19 protein-coding genes are annotated in these 22,125 nt (G+C 60.0%); 12 read left to right on the top strand and 7 right to left on the bottom strand.

Annotated features, from left to right (window positions below):
• Positions 1-7: 7 nt before the first annotated feature.
• The 5 genes from IAI51_RS01470 to IAI51_RS01450 all read left to right on the top strand — a co-directional run bounded on the left by IAI51_RS01470 (position 8) and on the right by IAI51_RS01450 (position 6,558).
• Positions 8-1,132 carry a mannuronate-specific alginate lyase gene (locus IAI51_RS01470; protein WP_187676860.1) on the top strand — a complete coding sequence of 375 codons (1,125 nt, stop codon included), beginning with the start codon at positions 8-10 and terminating at the stop codon, positions 1,130-1,132.
• A gap of 337 nt (positions 1,133-1,469) precedes the next feature.
• Positions 1,470-3,035 (top strand): MBOAT family O-acyltransferase, encoded by a 1,566-nt coding sequence (locus tag IAI51_RS01465; RefSeq protein ID WP_187676859.1) that lies wholly within the window; start codon positions 1,470-1,472, stop codon positions 3,033-3,035.
• A gap of 10 nt (positions 3,036-3,045) precedes the next feature.
• Complete coding sequence (locus IAI51_RS01460) at positions 3,046-4,221, top strand: alginate O-acetyltransferase (RefSeq protein WP_187676858.1); 1,176 nt, start codon at positions 3,046-3,048, stop codon at positions 4,219-4,221.
• 14 nt (positions 4,222-4,235) lie between these two features.
• Entirely contained in the window at positions 4,236-4,892 is a 657-nt protein-coding gene (locus IAI51_RS01455; protein ID WP_187676857.1) for an alginate O-acetyltransferase AlgF, read from the top strand.
• Between the two features lie 214 nt (positions 4,893-5,106).
• Entirely contained in the window at positions 5,107-6,558 is a 1,452-nt protein-coding gene (locus tag IAI51_RS01450; RefSeq protein ID WP_100846177.1) for a mannose-1-phosphate guanylyltransferase/mannose-6-phosphate isomerase, read from the top strand.
• A gap of 74 nt (positions 6,559-6,632) precedes the next feature.
• Here IAI51_RS01450 and IAI51_RS01445 read toward each other — a convergent pair whose 3' ends face one another.
• The gene (locus tag IAI51_RS01445) at positions 6,633-9,491 is read right to left on the bottom strand and encodes an RHS repeat protein (RefSeq protein ID WP_187676856.1); all 2,859 of its coding nucleotides are present in this window, start codon (positions 9,489-9,491) and stop codon (positions 6,633-6,635) included.
• Positions 9,492-9,654: 163 nt separating this feature from the next.
• Between IAI51_RS01445 and IAI51_RS01440 the strand changes: the two genes are divergently transcribed.
• Together IAI51_RS01440 and IAI51_RS01435 are read left to right on the top strand one after the other, a co-directional pair.
• Complete coding sequence (locus IAI51_RS01440) at positions 9,655-10,119, top strand: multidrug transporter (protein WP_187676855.1); 465 nt, start codon at positions 9,655-9,657, stop codon at positions 10,117-10,119.
• A gap of 35 nt (positions 10,120-10,154) precedes the next feature.
• Positions 10,155-10,979 (top strand): SDR family oxidoreductase, encoded by an 825-nt coding sequence (locus IAI51_RS01435; RefSeq protein ID WP_187676854.1) that lies wholly within the window; start codon positions 10,155-10,157, stop codon positions 10,977-10,979.
• A 99-nt stretch (positions 10,980-11,078) separates the two neighbouring features.
• On the opposite strand, the gene IAI51_RS01430 is transcribed toward IAI51_RS01435, so the two are convergent.
• The 4 genes from IAI51_RS01430 to IAI51_RS01415 form a co-directional block, all read right to left on the bottom strand.
• Positions 11,079-11,945 carry an HlyD family secretion protein gene (locus tag IAI51_RS01430; protein WP_187676853.1) on the bottom strand — a complete coding sequence of 289 codons (867 nt, stop codon included), beginning with the start codon at positions 11,943-11,945 and terminating at the stop codon, positions 11,079-11,081.
• A 25-nt stretch (positions 11,946-11,970) separates the two neighbouring features.
• Positions 11,971-12,171 carry a DUF1656 domain-containing protein gene (locus tag IAI51_RS01425; RefSeq protein WP_007914106.1) on the bottom strand — a complete coding sequence of 67 codons (201 nt, stop codon included), beginning with the start codon at positions 12,169-12,171 and terminating at the stop codon, positions 11,971-11,973.
• Entirely contained in the window at positions 12,161-14,353 is a 2,193-nt protein-coding gene (locus tag IAI51_RS01420) for an FUSC family protein (RefSeq protein WP_187676852.1), read from the bottom strand. The genes IAI51_RS01425 and IAI51_RS01420 overlap by 11 nt, the downstream gene beginning before the upstream one ends.
• Before the next feature lie 84 nt (positions 14,354-14,437).
• Positions 14,438-15,937 carry an efflux transporter outer membrane subunit gene (locus IAI51_RS01415; protein WP_187676851.1) on the bottom strand — a complete coding sequence of 500 codons (1,500 nt, stop codon included), beginning with the start codon at positions 15,935-15,937 and terminating at the stop codon, positions 14,438-14,440.
• Positions 15,938-16,130: 193 nt separating this feature from the next.
• Between IAI51_RS01415 and IAI51_RS01410 the strand changes: the two genes are divergently transcribed.
• A complete protein-coding gene (locus tag IAI51_RS01410; RefSeq protein ID WP_103305180.1) occupies positions 16,131-17,099 on the top strand; it encodes a LysR family transcriptional regulator in 969 nt (322 codons plus the stop codon).
• Positions 17,100-17,195: 96 nt separating this feature from the next.
• On the opposite strand, the gene IAI51_RS01405 is transcribed toward IAI51_RS01410, so the two are convergent.
• Positions 17,196-17,489: a hypothetical protein gene (locus IAI51_RS01405; protein WP_187676850.1), complete on the bottom strand. Its 294-nt coding sequence runs from the start codon at positions 17,487-17,489 to the stop codon at positions 17,196-17,198.
• A gap of 16 nt (positions 17,490-17,505) precedes the next feature.
• On the opposite strand from IAI51_RS01405, the gene IAI51_RS01400 reads away from it, so the two are divergent.
• The 3 genes from IAI51_RS01400 (at position 17,506) to IAI51_RS01390 (ending at position 20,180) form a co-directional block, all read left to right on the top strand.
• Complete coding sequence (locus IAI51_RS01400; RefSeq protein ID WP_187676849.1) at positions 17,506-17,880, top strand: DUF6124 family protein; 375 nt, start codon at positions 17,506-17,508, stop codon at positions 17,878-17,880.
• 667 nt (positions 17,881-18,547) lie between these two features.
• Complete coding sequence (locus IAI51_RS01395; RefSeq protein WP_187676848.1) at positions 18,548-19,522, top strand: 2-hydroxyacid dehydrogenase; 975 nt, start codon at positions 18,548-18,550, stop codon at positions 19,520-19,522.
• A 148-nt stretch (positions 19,523-19,670) separates the two neighbouring features.
• Positions 19,671-20,180: a DUF2165 family protein gene (locus IAI51_RS01390; protein ID WP_187676847.1), complete on the top strand. Its 510-nt coding sequence runs from the start codon at positions 19,671-19,673 to the stop codon at positions 20,178-20,180.
• Positions 20,181-20,199: 19 nt separating this feature from the next.
• On the opposite strand, the gene IAI51_RS01385 is transcribed toward IAI51_RS01390, so the two are convergent.
• Positions 20,200-21,102, bottom strand: a complete 903-nt coding sequence (locus tag IAI51_RS01385) for a DMT family transporter (RefSeq protein WP_187676846.1) — start codon at positions 21,100-21,102, stop codon at positions 20,200-20,202.
• Positions 21,103-21,241: 139 nt separating this feature from the next.
• Between IAI51_RS01385 and IAI51_RS01380 the strand changes: the two genes are divergently transcribed.
• Positions 21,242-22,117, top strand: a complete 876-nt coding sequence (locus tag IAI51_RS01380) for an AraC family transcriptional regulator (protein ID WP_187676845.1) — start codon at positions 21,242-21,244, stop codon at positions 22,115-22,117.
• Positions 22,118-22,125: the final 8 nt, after the last annotated feature.

Here is a 22,125-nt window from a genome sequence, read left to right as displayed (position 1 = left end):
GTCTGCTATGCGAAACTCGAAACTGAAAACTCTTTTAGCGCCGACGCTGCTCGGGCTGGCGATCTTCGCCGGCACCGCGCAGGCCGCCGCACCACTGCGTCCACCTCAGGGCTACTTCGCGCCTGTGGATAAATTCAAGACCGGCGACAAAAGCGAAGGCTGCGATGCAATGCCGACGCCGTACACCGGCGCGTTGCAATTTCGCAGCAAATACGAAGGCTCGGACAAGGCCCGTTCGACATTGAACGTGCAGTCGGAAAAAGCCTTCCGCGACACCACCAAAGACATCACCGCGCTGGAACGCGGCACCGCCAAACGCGTCATGCAGTTCATGCGTGACGGTCGCCCGGAGCAGCTCGATTGCACGCTGAACTGGCTGACCGCGTGGGCCAAGGCGGATGCGCTGATGTCGAAAGACTTCAACCACACCGGCAAATCGATGCGCAAATGGGCGCTGGGCAGCATGGCCTCTTCGTACATACGCCTGAAGTTCTCCGACTCGCACCCACTGGCTCAACACCAGCAGGAAGCGCAGGAGATCGAAGCGTGGTTCAGCAAAATGGCCGATCAGGTGGTCAGCGACTGGGACAACCTGCCGCTGGAAAAAACCAACAACCACTCGTACTGGGCAGCCTGGTCGGTGATGGCGACGTCCATCGCCACCAACCGCCGTGACCTGTTTGATTGGGCGGTGAAGGAATACAAGGTCGGCGTGAATCAAGTCGATGCTGACGGTTTCCTGCCGAACGAACTCAAGCGTCAGCAACGCGCCCTCGCCTATCACAACTACGCCCTGCCGCCGCTGGCAATGATCGCCAGTTTCGCTCAGGTCAACGGTGTGGATTTGCGTCAGGAAAACAACGGCGCGCTGAAGCGTCTGGGTGATCGCGTATTGGCCGGCGTGAAAGACCCGGACGAATTCGAAGAGAAGAACGGCAAGAAGCAGGACATGACCGACTTGAAAGAGGACATGAAATTCGCCTGGCTCGAACCGTTCTGCACGCTCTACACCTGCCCGGCCGATGTGATCGAGAAGAAGCGCGGCATGCAGCCGTTCAAGACCTTCCGCCTGGGCGGGGATTTGACCAAGGTCTACGACCCGACCCATGAAAAGGGCAACAAAGGCTCATGAAGCAAAAGCCCCTCACCCTAACCCTCTCCCGGAGGGAGAGGGGACTGACCGAGGTGTTTTGACGAAATCCGCCGACCTGAAATATCGAGCCGATCTCAGGTTCTGACAACAACCGAGATCAGGCTCCATAGGCTGAAAAGAAATATCGAGCCGATCTCCTTTTCTGAAGACCATGGAGATCTGGCTCCCTCTCCCTCCGGGAGAGGGCGGGGGGTGAGGGAGAGATTTCAAGGCCCTGCACAACCCTGACAGAAACACCGTTTCACCCCTCCACTACCACGGGGGGTTTGGGGGGGCTTTGGCCCTTGACTGTTGGTTCAAACATGGAGAGATCGGGATGGTATTTTCATCCAACGTGTTCCTGTTTCTGTTCTTGCCGATCTTTCTCGGCATGTACTACCTGAGCGGGATTCGTTATCGCAATCTACTGCTGCTACTCGCCAGCTACGTGTTCTACGCGTGGTGGCGGGTGGACTTCCTGGCGCTGTTCGCTGCCGTCACGTTGTGGAACTACTGGATCGGCCTGAAAGTCGGTGCTGCCGGCGTGCGGACCAAACCGGCGCAACGCTGGCTGTTGCTCGGCGTGGCAGTGGATCTGTGCATCCTCGGCTACTTCAAGTACGCCAACTTCGGTGTCGACAGCATCAACGCGATGATGACCTCGGTCGGTCTGTCGCCGTTCATCCTGACCCACGTGCTATTGCCGATCGGTATCTCGTTCTACATTTTCGAGTCGATCAGCTACATCATCGACGTGTATCGCGGTGACACCCCGGCGACGCGCAACCTGATCGACTTCGCGGCCTTCGTGGCGATCTTCCCGCACCTGATTGCCGGCCCGGTTCTGCGTTTCCGCGACCTCGCCGACCAGTTCAACAACCGCACGCACACCCTCGACAAGTTCTCCGAGGGCTGCACACGGTTCATGCAGGGTTTCATCAAGAAGGTCTTCATCGCCGACACCCTCGCCGTCGTGGCCGACCATTGCTTCGCCCTGCAAAACCCGACTACGGGTGATGCCTGGCTCGGCGCACTGGCCTACACCGCGCAGCTGTATTTCGACTTCTCCGGTTACAGCGACATGGCCATCGGCCTGGGCTTGATGATGGGTTTCCGCTTCATGGAAAACTTCAAACAGCCGTACATCAGCCAGTCGATCACCGAGTTCTGGCGCCGCTGGCACATCAGCCTGTCGACCTGGCTGCGTGACTACCTGTACATCACCCTCGGCGGTAACCGTAAAGGCACGCTGATGACCTATCGCAACCTGTTCCTGACCATGCTCCTCGGTGGTCTGTGGCACGGCGCGAACATCACTTACATCGTCTGGGGTGCGTGGCACGGCATGTGGCTGGCAATTGAAAAAGCGCTGGGTCTGAACACCTCGCCGCGCAGCCTCAACCCGATCCGCTGGGCGCTGACCTTCCTGCTGGTGGTGATGGGCTGGGTGATCTTCCGTGCCGAGAACCTGCACGTTGCCGGGCGCATGTACGGCGCGATGTTCAGCTTCGGTGACTGGTCGCTGTCGGAACTCAATCAGGCCAGCCTCACCGGTCTGCAAGTGGCAACGCTGGTGGTGGCGTACGTAACGCTGGCGTTCTTCGGCTTGCGTGATCTCTACACCAATCAGCCACCGGTCAAAACCAAGCCTGCGGTCGATGTCGAAGTCGACGGCCCGGCCGCTGCAACCCCTGGAATGATCAAGGCAGCCCCCGGCGAAAACCCGGCGAGCATCCACGAGCCTGGCTACACCGTCGGCGTCGACGCCCAGGTGCAACCGGCCTACTGGACGGCGGACTGGTCGCGCTACGCAATGCGCGCCGCGATTCTGCTGCTGTTCATTGCCTCGATTCTCAAACTCTCGGCGCAAAGCTTCTCGCCGTTCCTTTACTTCCAGTTCTGAGGGATCTGACATGACCCGCTCATTACGCATCTTCTACATCGCCCTGTTCCTGGTGACCCTGCTGGTCTTGGGTCTGTGGTCGGTACGCAGCTTCTTCGGCTTCAGCACCAACGCCGACGCCACGGTGCTCAACGGCCGCTGGACCAAAGCCGTGGAAACCCACTATGACGAAGAGTTTCCGATCAAGCGCCTGGGCACAAACCTTTGGGCTGCGCTGGATTTCAAACTGTTCAACGAAGGTCGTCCGGGCGTCGTGCTCGGTCGCGATCAGTGGTTGTACAGCGATGAGGAATTCAACCCGATCGTCAACGAAGAACTGAACCTGCAAGGCAACTACGCGCTGGTCGAAGGCGTGCGCCAGACCCTCAAAGAGAAAGGCGTGAAACTGGTGATGGCGATTGTGCCGGCCAAGGTTCGCCTGTACCCGGAACACCTGGGTGAAGTGAAACCGGCGAGCATCCACGCCAACCTCTATGAGGACTTCCACAACCGCGTTACGGCGGACAAGATCCTCGCCCCTGACCTGCTCAAGCCATTGCAACAGGCCAAGCAGAACGGTCAGCAAGTGTTCCTGCGCACCGACACGCACTGGACGCCTGAGGGCGCCGAGGTTGCGGCCAACACCCTGGCGAAAACCATCACTGACAAGTTCCCGCTCAGCGGCGAGCCGCAGCGCTTTGTCACCACGCCTGCCGAGAAGGTCACGCACAAGGGCGACCTGCGCCTGTTCCTGCCGCTGGACCCGCTGTTCGAAAACCTGATGCCGGCGCAAGAACCGCTGCAAAAGCGCAACACCGTGGCCGCTGGCGATCAGCCTGCCGGTGACGACGCGCTGTTCGCCAACAGCGAAGTACCGGTCGCACTGATCGGTACCAGCTACAGCGCCAACCCCAACTGGAACTTCGTCGGGGCGCTGAAACAAGCGCTGCACAGCGACGTGGTGAATTACGCCGAAGACGGCCACGGTCCGATCCTGCCGATGCTCAGCTACCTGAAAAGCGATGACTTCAAGAACAGCCCGCCACAGGTGCTGATCTGGGAGTTTCCTGAACGATATCTGCCTGTGAACAACGAAATCGGTGACGCCGACCCGCAGTGGGTCGCAGAGCTCAAACAAGCCGGCGCACGCCAACAAAACGTAGCTGCAAACACTAAATCCGAGACGCCCGACCGGGCGCAAAACTGAAAGAGAGGTACACCATGACTTTCACTACTACTCCTCGCCGTCTCGCTAAAAGCTTCGCACTGGTTGCTGGCCTCAGCGTGCTTTCCGTACCTGCCTTCGCCGGTGGCGACGCCGCCCTCTATGGCCCGACCGCCCCGAAAGGCTCGAGCTTCGTGCGCATCTATAACGCCAGCAACGCTGAAGTCAGCGCCACCGTCGGCAGCACCAATCTGAGCGACGTTGCGCCTCTGGCCAGCAGCGACTTCAGCTTCATGCCGGGCGGCGACTACAGCGCCAAGGTCGGTAGCCAGACCCTGCCGGTAAAACTCGCCGGTGATCACTATTACACCCTGGTCAACAACGCTTCCGGCGCGCCGCAACTGATCGAAGAGCCGCCGTTCAAGAACAAGCAGAAATCCCTGGTGCGTGTGCAGAACCTCAGCGACAAGCCGCTGACCCTGAAGACCGCCGACGGCAAGACCGACGTGGTGCCGAACGTGGCGGCCAAGGGCCGTGGCGAACGTGAAATCAACCCGGTGAAAGTCAGCCTGGCGCTGTACGAAGGCGACAAGAAAGTCGGCGACGTGAAGCCGGTTGCCCTGGAGCGCGGTGAAGCAGCAGTGCTGTACGTCACCGGTTCGGGCAGCAGCCTGTCGCCAGTCTGGGTGAAACGCCCGGTGTCGACGCGCTAATCAATTTTCCGAACTGACGCAGCCCCCTGTGGGAGCGAGCCTGCTCGCGAATACGGTCTGACATCCAACATAAATGTCGACTGATACGCCGCTTTCGCGAGCAGGCTCGCTCCCACCCTTGATCGGGTTGTCAGTTCGGGTACGAGACAAAAACAAGAGTGAAACGACACAACGTTCGTGCCTCTAACCAAATCGATTTTATGGAGTAAACAATATGATTCCGGTGATCTTGTCAGGTGGTAGCGGTTCACGTCTTTGGCCGCTTTCGCGCAAGCAATTCCCTAAACAGTTCCTGGCCCTGACCGGCGAACACACCCTGTTCCAGCAAACCCTGGAACGCCTGGTGTTCGAAGGCATGGACACGCCGATCGTGGTCTGCAACAAGGATCACCGTTTTATCGTCAACGAGCAGTTGGCCAACCGCAAGCTGGAATGCCAGCGCATCCTGATGGAACCGTTCGGCCGCAACACTGCGCCGGCCGTGGCCCTGACCGCGATGATGCTGGTCAATGAAGGTCGTGACGAACTGATGTTGGTGCTGCCGGCCGACCATGTTCTCGAAGACCAGAAAGCCCTGCAACGCGCCCTGGCCCTGGCCACCGTCGCCGCCGAAAACGGCGAAATGGTGCTGTTCGGCGTGCCGGCGACCAAACCGGAAACCGGTTACGGCTACATCAAGTCCACCGCTGATTCGCTGCTGCCCGAAGGCGTCAGCCGCGTGTCGCACTTCGTCGAAAAACCGGATGTGAAACGCGCCACCGAATACGTCGAGTCCGGCGGTTACTACTGGAACAGCGGCATGTTCCTGTTCCGCGCCAGCCGCTTCCTCGAAGAGCTGAAAAAGCATGATCCGGACATCTACGACACCTGCCTGCTGACCCTTGAGCGCAGCGAACAGGACGCCGACACCGTCACACTGGACGAAGCTACCTTCGCCTGCTGCCCGGACAACTCCATCGACTATTCCGTGATGGAAAAAACCCAGCGCGCCTGCGTCGTGCCGCTGACCGCCGGCTGGAGCGATGTCGGTTGCTGGTCGTCGTTGTGGGAAGTCAACGAGAAAGACGCCAACGGCAACGTCACCAAAGGCGACGTGGTGATCCAGGACAGCAAGAACTGCATGATCCACGGTAACGGCAAACTGGTGTCGGTGATCGGTCTGGAAAATATTGTGGTGGTCGAAACCAAGGACGCCATGATGATCGCCCACAAGGACAAGGTTCAGGGCGTCAAGCAGATGGTCAACACCCTTAACGAACAGGGCCGCAGCGAAACCCAGAACCACTGTGAGGTCTACCGTCCGTGGGGCTCGTACGACTCGGTGGACATGGGCGGGCGCTTCCAGGTCAAGCACATCTCGGTCAAACCGGGCGCATGCCTGTCGCTGCAGATGCACCACCACCGCGCCGAACACTGGATCGTGGTCAGCGGCACCGCCGAAGTGACCTGCGACGACAACGTGTTCCTGCTCTGCGAAAACCAGTCGACCTACATCCCGATCGCCTCGGTGCATCGCCTGCGCAACCCGGGCAAGATCCCGCTGGAAATCATCGAAGTGCAATCGGGTTCGTATCTGGGTGAAGACGATATCGAACGTTTCGAAGATATCTACGGCCGCTCCACCCCGATCGAACGCGGCGTGTCGGTGAAGACCATCGCGCAGTAAACGATCCGCAAGACAAGAAGCCCTTGTCCAGCCCACTGCGTCCCCTATCCGCAGCGGGTTGGGCGGGGGCTTTTTTAGCCCTGCGAATGTTGTCGGGTCAGTTTGGGCCGGGTGCTCCCCCCCAGCGATTGCTGTCTGCCGGCGTAGGGCGTGGGCGAGATCAGCCCAATGAAATCCTGGGTTCGATTGAGCGTTTGAACGGTACTGAAGGTCTGCATTGACAATTCGGAGACCGCTTCCAGCAGTTCAGTGTCTGAGCCGCCGACCGTCGCCAGCTCGGTCAATATCGCTTGCGTCCTGAACGACACCATGTCGATGTTTGCCGAAATATGTTCGTAAGTGTCACTCAACGTCCCTGCATTCAAGCCCTGCGATGCATGGATGAACTCCCTTCCTGTCCGGATCAGTCCCGGGGTCTGCGATCCCAACGTGTCGGCGACTACCGAGATCACTTTGCCCTCAACCTTGGCGCGCGCCATTTTCACCAGTCGTGATCGACCGTCGGAAGTGCGCGGATCATGTGCTGCCAGTTCCAGTTTCACTGTGGCAAGACTGAGCGATTTTTTCGGCTCGACGCTTTCAACGAAAGCCTTGGGATTCAGTTCGCTGCCCTTGAAATTGATAGGGCGGTTCAACTGATAGGTGTCCACGACCTTGTCGATTGCTGCATCCGCTGCCTTGCCGGCGAGCTTCGTACCCAGTTTCCCTCCAAGCACGGCCGCTCCCGGCCCCAATGCCCCGCCCAATGCAGTGCCAGCCGCGCCGCCCAGGGCTTGCGCCCCCGTGCTGACCGCGCTGCTGATCAGTTGCGTACCGACTCGCCTGGCCAACGCCTGAAACCGGTGTCGTGCCTGGGTGTGGTTGAGCAACGAATTTCTGACATCCGCCGCTGCCGAGGTGACCGAGTCCAGCAGTGCCTTCTGCTTTTGCGCGCTGTCAGCCAGCGCTGACGTAGACGTATCGCTTTTCCCGCCGCCATCGCTGTCAACATGCCTCATGGGAGAGTTACCGACCATCTGGTACAGGTTCGGCCCGTCAATAAAGCCTTTCGGGTCAGGGTTGAGCCATCGCTGCAACCAAGGCATGTAATAGCGATAACCGTAGTAATAACACCCGGTCGCATCACGCTCCTTGCCCGAATAGTGGAGGGTTTTGTAGCTGACTTCGGTGTCCTTGCTCCACGCCGTCTCGCCGAACGGGTGGAAGGTTTCCTGGCTGATGACGCGGGCATCCTCACCCAACTCCAGGCTGGTAGAGCCCAAATGATCAGTGAAGGTGTACCGATAGTGGTCGTTGGAACCGGTTGGCGGTGCGCTTTGCCAGTGCAAGACCCGCACGCTGTTGAGCGCCCCCTCGACGGTGATCACTTGCAGTTGTTCTACGTTGCCTGTGTCACTGCGCAACTCCAGTCCAGGCAAATAGCGCACCTGGGCAACGACACCACGGGCATTTGTCTGCAATAAACGCGTCTTGCGCACACGCTGACCGGCGCCGTCGTAACAATAGTGTTCAAGGTCATTGCGTCCGCCGGCACGTTCGACCGGCGTGACCGATTGCAACTGATTGCGCAAATTCCACGTCAGTGATCGCCCGGCCTCGAGCGCTCGCAGATTGCCACGCAGATCAAACGCCGCAGCGATTTCCTCTTCCGTGGGCGGTACATCGGCGCGGTAAGGCAAACAGCGATTGCTGAATCGCGCGGCGCGCAGCTTGCGACCATTACGCGCGCCAACATGCGTCAGCTCCAGCAAATTGCCGGACTCGTCGTAACGATAACTCTGGCGGTAATTGCTCACGGCGCCCGGATCGGCTCGTCCGGGCGTCGCGGGTCCCTGGCTCGCAGCACCCGCCTCCCAGCCAGTTGCCTCGCGCAACTGGTAACGACTGTCGTAGATAAAGAGACTGATCGGATCGATGCGCTGATTGGCGAAATAGCGGATCGGCAGTGCCTTGTCCTCGATGCTCAGCACATTGCCCATCAGGTCATAGTCGTAGACCAGATGCTGCAAGATTTCGCCGTCGCTGTTCTCGGCCTGACGCACTTGCAAACGGCCGTCTTCAGCTCGATAGCGCAATGTCGTCAATACGCGGTTTCCCGCCCGTTCCAGCGTGACTTTCCCGTCAGCGTTGTAACGGATATCGCTGACCAGTGTTTGAGGTTCGGACTGATGCTTCAACTGCAGGTAACTGGCCCGCAAACGTCCATCGAGCGTCAACTCGATCCCCTGATGATTATCTCGCGCATCCACCTGTCGGAGTACCTGACCCAGCGGCCCGAAATGCCATTGGCTCGTCGCGCCCTCGCCGGGTTCTAGCAACTTCATGCGTTCATCAATCGGCTCAGGCCAATCAGGGGTCACGAGGTTCTGCATGAAGTGCCGGGTGTTCTCTGTGCATTGGCCGCTGATCGCAAAGTATTCGAACAACACACTGCCTGCCGGGTCATCGTGGCGGATCAACTGGCCGAGCTGGTTGCGGCTCGGTTCACCGGCACCGGGCTGACCATAAACAAAGCGCTCGACGCACCGTTGCGGCTGCGATTCGCCTTCTTCGAACACGGCCACTGGGCGCAGCAACGAATCGTGCCGGATTTCGCGACGGGTTCCACGACTGTCGCACTCGAGCAGCACTTGCGCGCCGAGACCGTGCAACGCAACCTGCGTACCGGCATCGACGCTGTCCGTGCGTAGCACTTGGCCGTTCAACAGATAAACCATGGCCAGACTGGCCGGCGTCAGAGGATCGCTCATTTGCAGCGCCCACAAACGTGGATCCCACTGGTCGACAGCACGCCCCGCCGCGTCATGAAAGGTGCGGTGCACGAGAGTCTGAGCGGCGCCAGGATACTCGGCGCGCCAGTAGTCGACTGTACGGATCGGCAGCCCACGCGGGTCGCTCACTGAAAGCGTCGGTGTTTTGCTGTGCATGCCCATATTTTTGCTCCGTTGCGTGGGGGTATCTCAGCAGCGACTGGGCATTGATGCCTACTGTCAGAAATTACAGTTCCGACCAATGGCACAATGGCCTGATACGCGAATGTCCATTCCGGCAACCCTTCGGTAGGATGTGGGTCACGAGTTCAAGGAGCGTTCACACATGTTCATCGGCGTCTTGCTGGTCTTCACCTGGCTGATCCTGTTGTTGCGCTATCCGGCCAAGGCCTTGCCCGTCTCGGTGGCAGCCGCCATCGGCCTCGGCCTGGTTGCCATGTGGGTGGTGTGGCTGGACAACCGCGAGATCAAACAACTGGCGCGCCTTGAACTGCGTATCAGCTATGCGCCCGAGCAGTGTCCGGCGGATCGTCCGCTGCAATTGAAGATGAACAACGGCAACAGCGTGCCGTTGACCGAGTTGCGCTGGCGCATTGCTGCCTATGCACCGGGCGACACCGTCAATCTGGCCGACAATCAATACAGCGCCCCGCGCTACCGCGGCCCCGGCGAATTGCAGGCTGGCGGCAATTGGGAAGACTGCTTGCCGATGCCACCGCTGCGTCCCGGTTATCGCCCGCAAACCCTGGAGTTTCGCGCCGAGCGATTGCAGGGCAGCTTCTCCGACTGATCCCCTTCCCCACTCTTTTGCACAAGGAATGCGCCATGCCCGTTGCGTTGATTACCGGTTGCTCCAGCGGCATCGGCCGCGCCCTCGCCGATGCGTTCAAAACCGCCGGTTATGAAGTCTGGGCCAGTGCCCGCAAGGCTGAAGATGTCGCATTGCTGGCGACAGCCGGGTTCACCGCCGTGCAACTCGACGTCAATGACAACGCGGCGCTGGAACAACTCGCCGAGCGGATCAACCAGCAACACGGCGGTCTCGACGTGCTGATCAACAACGCCGGTTATGGCGCCATGGGCCCGCTGCTCGACGGCGGCGTGCCGGCCATGCAGCGCCAGTTCGAAACCAACGTGTTTTCGATTGTCGGCGTCACCCGCGCGCTGTTCCCGGTGTTGCGCCGGGCCAAGGGCTTGGTCGTGAACATTGGCAGTGTTTCCGGCGTATTGGTCACACCGTTCGCCGGTGCCTATTGCGCCTCGAAAGCAGCAGTGCATGCCTTGAGCGATGCATTGCGCATGGAACTGGCGCCGTTCGGCATTCGCGTGATGGAAGTGCAGCCCGGTGCGATTCAATCGAGCTTCGCCAAAAATGCCGGGCATGAGGCTGAGCAGTTGATCAACGAACAATCGCCGTGGTTTCCATTGCGTGAGGGCATTCGCGCGCGGGCCAAGGCCTCGCAGGACAAGCCGACGCCGGCCAGTGAGTTTGCCGCCGTTTTGTTGAAGGCAGTGCAGCAAAACAAGCCGCCACGGCTGATCAGGATTGGCAATGGCAGTCGGGCGCTGCCATTGTTGGCGGCTTTGTTGCCGAAGGGGTTGCTGGAGTCGGCGTTGATGAAGCGCTTCGGCTTGCGCGGCCAACTCTGACACCGCGTTATCGTTCTTCGCGAGCAGGCTCGCTCCCACAGTGCAACGCGAATCCAATGTGGGAGCGAGCCTGCTCGCGAATGGCAGCACCTCGGTCTGTCAGTTATCCACAGCGTCCTGCTTCACCACCACCGTACAAGTAATCCCCGCCGCCAGCAGCACGCCCTCCGGTACTTCATCAATGTGAATCCGCACCGGCACTCGCTGTGCCAGACGCACCCAGTTGAAGGTCGGGTTGACGTCGGCGATCAGTTCGCGGCTTTCCGGGTTGTCGCGGTCGTAGATGCCGCGTGAAATGCTTTCCACGTGGCCCTTCAGGACTTCGCCGCTCATCAACTGCATGTCGGCCTTATCCCCAACGCGAACGTGCGGCAGTTTGGTTTCTTCGAAGAAGCCATAGACCCAGAACGAGTTCATGTCGACCACGGCCATTTTCGCCTCGCCGATGCGCGCGTAGTCGCCGCGATGCACATTGAGGTTGGTCACGTAGCCGTCCACCGCCGCGCGTACTTCGGTGCGTTTGAGGTTGAGTTCGGCGGCTTCCAGTTGCGCCTGCGCGTGTTGGTAGTCAGCCAGCGCGGCGTCGGCGATGTTGCTGGCGTCGTCGCGGTTTTCCCTGGAGATCACCAGGTTGTCCAGATCGGCACGGCGATGGGCGTTGACCTTGCGCATCTCCCACGTCGACTTGCGTGAAGCGACCAGCGACTGCGCCTGTTTCACCGCGATGCGGTAATGCTCGGGGTCGATCTGCATCAGCAAATCGCCCTTCTTCACCAATTGGTTGTCACGCACCGGCACGTCGATCACTTCACCGGTGACGTCGGCGGCGACGTTGATGATGTCCGCGCGCACCCGACCGTCGCGAGTCCACGGCGTGTTCATGTAATGCACCCACAAAGTCCGGCCGATCCACAGCGCAAGGGCCAGCACCAGCAAGGTCGCGAGCAGGCTGAAAAACTTTTTCATCAGAGCCTTCTTCAGAGATAGAGAGTCAACGGTAAACAGTCAGCGCCATCGCGCCGAACAGACAGGTAAACAGGCTCAGGCGCAGCAGCGCCGGGTGCCAGAAGAAGCGGTACAGATCGAAGCCCGACAAGAACCGATCCACCGCCCAGGCCAATGCCGCAGCGATGAAAAACATCAGGGTCATGGTCGGCATGTACACACCGTGGAAAGCGATTTCACGAGGCATGGGCAAGTCCTTCAGGCTTGGCGTGTGCGAAAGCGCCAAGCGGTGATTGCGGGTCGAGCAACGAGGTGCGAATGAAGTGCAGATAGCTCTTCACCCGGCGCAGGGCCGAGGTATCGAAGTGCGGCGCGAACGGTTCTTCAGTGGCGGCGACACGGCTGATCGCGTGATCGACTGCCACCAGCGCGCGCTCCAGATTGCTTGAGTTCGGTTGCAGAAAAAGCCGCACCAACGCCCGGCCCATCACACGGATTGCCTGACGCCACGGTTGCGATTCGGCATAGGCCGGGTGCACCGGCAGAATCGCCTGCTCCTTGCGCAATTCAATGATCGCGTGGCCGACTTCCAGCACCACGAACATCCAGCGCAGCAGGCTCTTTTGCACCTTCGGCTCACCGGCCGCCAGACCATAAGCCTGATGCAACAAGTCTCGGGTGCGGCTCTCGAAACTCGACGCCAACCCCTTGAGTTTTCCGCTGATCGCATAGACCACTTGGCTACGCAGATCCTGCTCCAGCCGCCGCCACAACCAGCGACTGTTCGGCGGCAAAATAATCGCGCCCGCCGCCGCACACACCAGCATGCCCATGACCATGGCGATGTAGTCGTTGATGAAGGTATAGGGGTTGTAGATCGTCAGGTTGTCCGGCACCGAACCGGTGCTGAAAAAGATCAGCAGTCCAAGGCCGACACCGGCATATTGCGGCCGAGATGTAAGGAACGAACCGAGCACGATCACCGGCGCGAGCATCACGCACAGCAGCGGAAAACCGTCGATCCACGGGAAGATGAAAAACATCTCGACGAAGCCGATCAACGCGCCGAGAAATGTGCCGCAAGCCATCTGAAAGGCCATGCGTTTCGGGTTCGGCGTGGCAGCGGAAAGGCCCACGGTGGCGGCGGCGATCAGGGTCATTGTCGCGCCACTCGGCCACGCCGTCGCGACCCAATAACTGCCCAGCACGATCAGGATGAACGACGCACGAATCCCCGAAGCGGCCGCCGCCCACCAGTTGGTTTGCGGGGTGAACGGCTCGTCCCAGCGCTCGCGTTCGTGGCGGTGATCGGCCAGGGAGGCGTGGGTCTGCGCGTAACCGTGCAGATCGTCGACGAAGCGATAGAGCAATTCATACGCGGTGTGGAAATCCAGTTGCTCGGCGTCGCTCGGCTCGCTCTCCTGAAAGGTTGCGCGCAGGCTGCGCACCCGCGCCGGCAAGCCTTCCTTGTAGGTCGCCAGCGCCATCGCCAGCCGCGCGGCATCGGGGCTGGTCAGTGCCCGGCCGCTGAAACCGTCGAGCACTTCGGCCAGATCCTGCAAGCCCGGTCTGATCGCCGCCACAACGTGTTCTTCATCATTGCCGCGCAAGCGTTCCAGCAACTGATGCAAGGCATTGAAGCGCGTGGTGATGCCCATGAACTCGCTGTTCAAACGGCTCAGGCGACCATTGCGTCGACGCATGTGCGGGTCTTCAAACACCGTCACGCTGCGCAGCCCTTCCAGCCCCACAGCCTCGGCGATGAAACGCACGTTGCTCGCTTCAAAGGATTCGGTTTTGCTGCGTCCGCGCAAGTCATCGGTGACGAAAAGCGCGAACACGCCGAAGCGCTGGTACAAGGCGTTGCGCATCGCCGCGCTGGCGGTTTGCGGCAGGATCGCGGCGCTGACCACGGTGGCGCAGAGAATCCCCAGCGAGATCTCCAGCACCCGCCACACCGCTGCCATGAACGCACCGTCCGGGTGCGCCAGCGCCGGCAAACCAACCATCGCTGCGGTGTAGCCCGCGAGGACAAAACCATAAGCGCGGAAGTTACGGCAACGTGCGGCGCCAGCGGAGCAGATGCCGACCCAGATCGCCAGCGAGCCGAGGAACAGTTCAGTGTTTTGCGCGAACAGCGCAATCAGCGTGACCATCATCGCTGACCCGGCCAGGGTGCCGAGGAAGCGATAGAAACTCTTGGCGAACACCTGACCGCTTTGCGGCTGCATGACGATGAACACGGTGATCATCGCCGTGCGCGGTTGTGGCAATTCCAGACGCATCGCCAGCCACAACGTGAGGAACGCGGCGAGCAACACCTTGAAGATATAGACCCAGGTCACGCCATCGCTGCGCGCCCAGTCAAAGAAACCCCGGCGCCATTCCAGGGAGTAGAGCCAGCGTAGCGGTGCGGGCAAGGGAGTCATTAAATCTTGCTCAATGAATGAAGAAAAAATCTGTGAATCACACAATCCCCTCGCCACAGGAGTTCACCATCCTCGGGTTCAGGTTCACCGCAAAAGGGCCGGGGTTTTCGGGGCTTGGGTTTGCTCGGCCGTCGGCACATCGTTACCGGCGCCGAGGCCACCCCCCAACGCCGTCACCAACTGCGCATGTGCACTCAACCGCGCCGCCTGCACCTGCTGCTGCACTTGCTGCTGCTTGAACAACAGCGTCTGCGCATTGAGCACGTTGAGGTAATCGGTGAGGCCGCGTTGATAGGCGATCATCGCGATGTCGTAGGTCTTCTGCGCCGTGGCCACGGACTCGGCGGCGAAGCCTTGCTGCTTGTCCATCGACTCGCGGCGGATCAACTGGTCGGAGATGTTCTTCAGCGCATTGACCAGCGTCTGGTTGTAATGCGCCACGGCAATGTCATAACCGGCCGACGCTTCACCCAACTCGGCACGCAAGCGCCCGCCGTCGAAGATCGGCAACGAGATCGCCGGCCCGACGTTGTAGGTGAGTTTCTTGCCGGTCAAAAACTCCAGCGCGCCGCCGCCGGTGGCCATGTAGCCGAGGCTGCCGACCAGATCAACGTTGGGATAAAAACCGGCGTGCGCCACATCGATCCCGCGCGCCTGCGCCGCCACTTGCCAGCGGCTGGCGACGATGTCCGGACGCTGACCGAGCAGTTCGGCGGGCAGTGCCGACGGCAACTTCAGCGCCGCGCCAAGCGATAGCGTCGGACGCTGCAACTGCGCGCCTGCGCCCGGCCCTTTGCCTGCCAGTGCGGCGAGTTGATTGCGACTGAGGGCGATCTCTTCGTCCAGCGCATCGAGTTGCCGATGAGTTTCCGGCAACGGCGTTTCAGCCTGGCTGACTTCAAAGTGCGTGCCGATCCCGCCGTTCAGGCGTTTTTGCGCCAGGTCGAGAATCTGCTGTTGCTGTTTGAGCGTCGCGGCGACGATGTCGCGCTGGGCGTAATGCAGCGACAACTCGATGTAGGCGCGCACGATGTTGTTCTGCAATTCCAACTGCGCCAATCGCGCTTCGGCGGCGCTCATGTGCGCCAGATCCACCGCCCGTTCGCTGGCATTGCTTTCGCGGCCCCAGAGGTCGAGGGCGTAGCTGAAACCCAGCGCCGCGTTGTTGTCCCAGGTGGTGGTGTTGGCCAATTCGCCCGGGCCGTAAAACTGATCGGTCGGCCAGTTGTGGCGCTTGAGGGTCGACTCGCCATTGATCTGCAACGACTCGGCCGCTTCAGCGACACCGGCCAGGGCTTTGGCCTGACGCACTCGCGCGGCGGCCATGGCCATGCTCGGGCTGCCTTGTACGGCGAGGTCGATCCAGCGGTTCAGTTGCGGGTCGCCGTAGGCTTGCCACCATTGCGCGGTGGGCCAGTTGGCGTCACGGGCAGCGTGGGCGATGGCATCGTCGGTGGCCAAATCATTGGCCTCCAGCGCGTTGCCCTGCGGAGCAATACCTTCGGTTGAAATGCAGCCGCCAAGAGCCAGGGAAAAAGCCAGAACACTGAGCGGCAAAAGCGCTCTGTTGATGCGACGCGGCACAGCTGCGAATTCCTGAAAGAAGGGATATGGCGAGGAGTGGTGTGGATCGGCGCAATTCTAGGGGGGCGCCTGAACGGCGATAAGCTGGGAATCCTGTGAATCTTTGTTACCGTTAACGAGATAATCCCTTGGTCGGGGGTCTCAGCCCCTGAAACTTCGTGTCACAATTTGCCATCTCCCTTGAGAGCACCCCATGGACACTTTGCAAAACATGCGCGCCTTCAGTTGCGTGGCCGAAGCCGGCAGCTTCACCGCCGCCGCCGTGCAGCTCGACACCACCACCGCCAACGTCTCGCGCGCGGTCTCCAACCTGGAAGCCCACCTGCAAACCCGACTGCTTAACCGCACGACTCGACGCATTGCCCTGACCGAAGCCGGCAAGCGCTACCTGCTGCGCTGCGAGCAGATCCTCGCTTACGTCGAAGAAGCCGAAGCCGAGGCCAGCGAAGCCCACGCCCGCCCCGCCGGGCAGTTGAAAGTGCACACCATGACCGGCATCGGCCAGCACTTCGTCATCGACGCCATCGCCCGCTATCGCAAGACCCATCCGGACGTCACCTTCGACCTGACCATGGCCAACCGCGTGCCGGACCTGCTCGATGAAGGCTACGACGTCTCCATCGTGCTGGCCCGCGAACTGCCGGACTCCGGTTTCGTCTCGCAACGCCTGGGCATCACCTACAGCATCGTCTGCGCCTCACCGGCCTACGTGAAAGCCAACGGCTGCGCGCAAAAGCCCAGCGACCTGCTCAACCACGCCTGCCTGCGCCTGGTCAGCCCGGTGATCCCGCTGGAAAAATGGGCCTTCGACGGCCCTGAAGGCCAGGAAATGGTCACCATCAACAGCTCGCCGTTTTTGGTGAACTCCGCCGACGCCATGAAAACCGCGATCACCAGCGGCATGGGCGTTGGCGTGTTGCCGGTGTACGCGGCAATCGAAGGGCTGCGCAATGGCACGCTGGTACGGGTGATGCCCAACTACCGCTCGCAGGAACTGAACCTGTACGCGATCTACCCATCGCGGCAATACCTTGATGCAAAGATCAAGACGTGGGTCGAATACCTGCGCGGCTCACTGCCGGAAATCCTCGCGGCACACCAGGCAGAACTGGCCGCCTACGAACTCAGCGGCAGCCTCGCCGGAGCACGCGTCGCCAACTGATTTTCAACACACCGTGAAACCTGCAGGAGCTGCCGCAGGCTGCGATCTTTTGACCTTGATGTTTAAAAATCAAAAGATCGCAGCCTACGGCAGCTCCTACATTTCAGGCTTTTCGCGGAAGTTTCCGACGTGTTTTGCAGGTTGTCCGTCGGAAGTGCGGTGGATAGGCTTTGGGTGTCGCTGACGAATCAGCGACCGGGTCTGGAAAACCCGCAGGATCACAGCACATGACATAATGCCGCGCTTTTTCAGCGCCGGTTTTTGAGTTATGGCGGCTGTACGTGGGAGACCTTCGGGTCTGCCGGGTTTGATCCTTTGCCGGTTTTTCCAGTCCGCGTACAGCTGCCACCCTTTCGCCTGGAAAACGAAACATGGCAGCTCCATTTCCATCTAAAGGATCTTTGTCATGAAAAAGCCAACACCAAATCCGCCCGAAGCGGATAACACCTCACCCTACGAATCTTCCGGTTCAAAGAAATTCCACGAAGCCGCCGAGCGAGCGCTCGACCACTACCTCAAACCCAACGCCCTGACCCTGCGCTTCCACAAACCCAGCACCATGTTTCAGGTCGCGCCGGGCCAAGACAACGAAAGCCTCCTCGTCCACGCCTGCGAATCACTGGCGCAAGCCAGCCTCATGAGCAGCGATATCGCCGCCTACATCGACCTCCCGCAGCGGCGCACGATTCTGGCGATCCAGCAGATCATCATGCTCGCGGAACTGGCCGTGAATCGCGTACTGGATAACGTCGACATCCCCCAACCCGCGCCACGCAATTGAAGTTTGCTGGGACAGTCCGGGGATGCTGCTGAAACTCAAACAGCCTCTGGAACTGCCCTCACCCTAACCCTCTCCCAGAGGGAGAGGGGACTGACCGAGGTGTCTGGATGAGCTACGCCGACTTGGAATACCGAGTCGAATCAACATTCCGAAAAGCCCAAAAATCAGCTCCCTCTCCCTAGGGAGAGGGCTGGGGTGAGGGGCGAATCCAACACAAACCAAAAGCCAACCACCCGCTCCTTACCACTCAACAGGATGAGCGTTAGCTCGGCTGCAGCTCTTGATCTTGATCCACGGGCGACATCGGAAGGCTGAGCGGAGGGATTGATCCGGGGGTGGGAGCGCAGCGACCGTTTGGCGAAGCCAAACACAGCGAGAGGAGGTGCAGCGAAGCAAACCGTAGACGCTGCGCCCGGATCGATCCCGGAGCGAAGGAACCCCGAGCCCCAGCGAGCGGGCCGTACGTAGGAGCAAGCCTTTTTGGTTACTTTTTCGGCGTTTGGAAAAAGTGACCCGCCGTAAGGGCGGAACCCTAATCAGCAACACCCCAAGCAACGGATATACACCCAAAACCCCCAAGAACATGGTCGGCCCAGAGGCCGCCAAGACAACCCAAAACAGAAATGTTAGCTTGCTTGGCATCAAGCCCGAACAAGAGCCAAAAACGATGAAAAAAACTGTCCTGGCCTTCAGCCGCATCACCCCCCCAATGATCGAACGCCTGCAACAAGAGTTCGACGTCATCGTCCCCAACCCAAAAAACGGCGACATCAACGCCCAATTCAACGAAGCCCTGCCCCACGCCCACGGCCTGATCGGCGTCGGCCGCAAACTCGGCAAAGCCCAACTCGAAACCGCCGCCAAACTGGAAGTGGTCTCCAGCGTCTCCGTCGGCTACGACAACTACGACCTCGACTACTTCAACGAACGCGGGATCATGCTCACCAACACCCCGGACGTGCTCACCGAAAGCACCGCCGACCTCGCCTTCACCCTGATCATGAGCAGCGCCCGCCGCGTCGCCGAACTCGACGCCTGGACCAAGGCCGGCCAATGGCAAGCCAGCGTCGGCGCCCCACTGTTCGGCTGTGACGTGCACGGCAAAACCCTCGGTATCGTCGGCATGGGCAACATCGGTGCCGCCGTCGCCCGCCGTGGCCGGTTCGGCTTCAACATGCCGATCATCTACAGCGGCAACAGCCGCAAGACCGACCTTGAACAAGAACTCGGCGCGCAATTTCGCAGCCTCGACCAACTGCTCGCCGAAGCCGATTTCGTTTGCCTCGTGGTGCCCCTCAGCGACAAGACCCGCCACCTCATCAGCCATCGCGAACTGGCCCTGATGAAACCGAGCGCGATTCTGGTCAACATCTCCCGCGGCCCGGTGGTCGATGAACCCGCGCTGATCGAAGCACTGCAAAACAATCAGATTCGCGGTGCCGGCCTGGACGTCTACGAGAAAGAACCGCTGGCAGAATCGCCACTGTTCCAGCTGAAAAACGCTGTGACCTTGCCGCATATCGGTTCCGCCACCCATGAAACCCGCGAAGCCATGGCCAATCGCGCACTCGCCAACCTGCGCAGCGCGCTGCTCGGCGAACGCCCGCAGGACTTGGTCAACCCGCAAGTCTGGCGCGGATAAAAAAATACGGGCAAGTGCAACATCGCACTTGCCCGTTAGTTATCGCCATACACAACTTGAAATTGAACAACAAACCAAATTAAACAACAGCGTTATAAGCTCCTCCCGGCTGTCGAATGATCGGCAAGCGCTATGGAGAGCCCAAACCTTGAACGCCCTGACAACCGACAAACTTATTCGCTACAGCAAAGTTATATTGATGGCTTACATCAGCTTCTTTGGTCTGCTGGTGATGATCCACAACTTCACCGACTATGACTCAAACTACACTTACGTGGCCCATATCCTAAGCATGGACACCACCACTGCCAGTGAAACCATCAAGTACCGAGCCATCGAATCGCCGATGATTCATCACCGGATCTACTGGTTCATCATCACACTGGAAGTCACGTATACGGTGTTGTGCCTGATAGGCACCTATCAGCTCTATCGCAACATCAACGCCTCCGCCGAGGTATTTCACGAGGCGAAAAAGTTCTCGATCTTGGGCATACTGGCGGCGATATTCATTTATTACGTGTGCCTGCAAACCGTGGGTGTGGAATGGTTTGATATGGACACTTCTCAATCATGGAATGCCAAGGACTGGGCACGCCACATCGTTGATTTTATATTCCCGGTAATGATTTACATCACATTGAAAGTCGAGCGCTGAAGTTCAGCGCTCGTTTATTTCAAGCCAACTTCCCCTGCACCGGCGGCACCACCGCTTTCGGTTTACGAAACACCAGCACGTTACCCAGCATCACCAATACCAGACCGACCAGCGCCGGAGCTGTCCACTGGTAACCCTCGGCAAACGCCGAGACGTTCAGCGCCACCACTGGGAACAGCACCGTGCAGTAAGCCGCACGTTCCGGCCCCATGCGCCCGACCAGCGTCAGGTACGCGGTGAAACCGATCACCGAGCCCGGAATCACCAGATACAGCAGCGCACCGACGTAACGCGGCGACCAGTCCATGTCGAACGGAATGCCTTTGACCAGGCACCACACCGTCAGCATTGCCGCGCCATAAGCCATGCCCCAGGCATTGGTGGTCAGCGGCTTGAGACCGGCCTTCTGTTGCAGGCTCGAGAGCATATTGCCCGCCGAGAAGCACAACGTGCCGCACAGGGCCAGTCCCAGGCCAAGCAAGGTTTGCGGGCTGGCCTGATGACCGGCCAGCTCCGGCCAAAACAACATGCCCAGGCCGAACAAACCCAGCGCCCCGCCCATCAACACATTGCGGGCAATTCGCTGGCCGAAGAACACCCGCGCATTGAGCGCGTTCCACAAGGTTGCGGTGGAGAACACCACCGCCACCAGACCGCTGGGTATCCACTGACTGGCGGTGAGAAAGCACATGAAGTTGACGCAAAAAAGGCACAAGCCCTGAGCCACGCAGATCAAATGGCCGCGCCGGTTCATCGGTTGCAAGCGACGGCTGAGCAACAGCAAAACGAACAGCACCAGCGCCGCGAGGCCGAAGCGATAGACGATCGACACCGGAATCGCCACCACGCCCAGTTGCCATTTCAGGGCAATCCAGGTGGTGCCCCAGATCAGCACGGTCAACAGATACAACGACAGATTCATGGCGAACACTCCTTGATAGGCCTTGAGTGTCTGCTTCGGCAGGCGGCAAGCGCTTGCATAAACTTGCGCTTTTGTCGCCCGGCAGGCTGGCAGCGCCGGGGCTACGGAGTAGGATGCAAAGCGTTGAAGAGAACTGATCATGGCCGCCATCGATACGCTGCAAGTCTTTCAAGCACTTAACCGCTCGCCGAACGCACGCCTTGTGCACAGCGCCGAGCTCGGTGACGGCTTGTCTGCGGCTCTGTGGACCAATCATCACGATGCGCAGGAATATGAAGCGCCGAGCCATCACACCCTGTCCTGCTACATCGCTGGCGGGACCGGTACGTTTCGTCGCGGTCAGCCGGGCCACAAGGGCGGGCCGGACAAGCTGTGCATCCTGCCGGCGGATCACGAATCGGGTTGGGTGATCAATGGCGATATTCGCCTGGCGCATCTGTATTTCAGCGCCGAACAGTTTGCCCTCGGTTGCGTCACGCTGCTCGATCGCGAGCCGCGAGAGATGCAGTTGCGTGAGCAGACCTTTCTCGAAGACCCGCAACAGGCACAACGCTTTCGTCAGTTGCTGACGCTGAATTGGGACGAACCCGCCGAGCGTTTGCTGACCAGCAGCCTTGCCCATGAATTGATCAGCCATACCTTGCTCAGTCAGGTCGGTGCCCGGCAGGGTTTACGTTTGAAAGGCGGACTGGCGCCGCACCAGCGTCGGCAATTGGTGGAATTCATCGACGCACAGTTGGCCGAGCCGATCAGCCTCGGGCAATTGGCCGGGTTGTGTGCGTTGTCGGAATATCACTTTGCGCGGATGTTTCGCGTGAGCTTCGGCCTGCCGCCACATCAGTATGTGCTGGCACGACGCTTGAGCCGGGCGCGGGAGTTGTTGCGCGGGACGGCGTTGCCGCTGGGGGAGATTGCGCTGGCGTGCGGGTTTGCCAGTGCGAGTCATTTCACCAATCGGTTCAAGCAGGTTTTAGGCGGGACGCCCGGCGAGTATCGGCAGGCGTTCTTGCGTTAGGCCTGAAA

It is taken from the genome of Pseudomonas sp. N40(2020), assembly GCF_014472415.1.
Taxonomy (GTDB): domain Bacteria; phylum Pseudomonadota; class Gammaproteobacteria; order Pseudomonadales; family Pseudomonadaceae; genus Aquipseudomonas.
The sequence above is the reverse complement of the archived record's forward strand: the minus strand, read 5'-3'. Positions and strand labels throughout refer to the sequence as shown.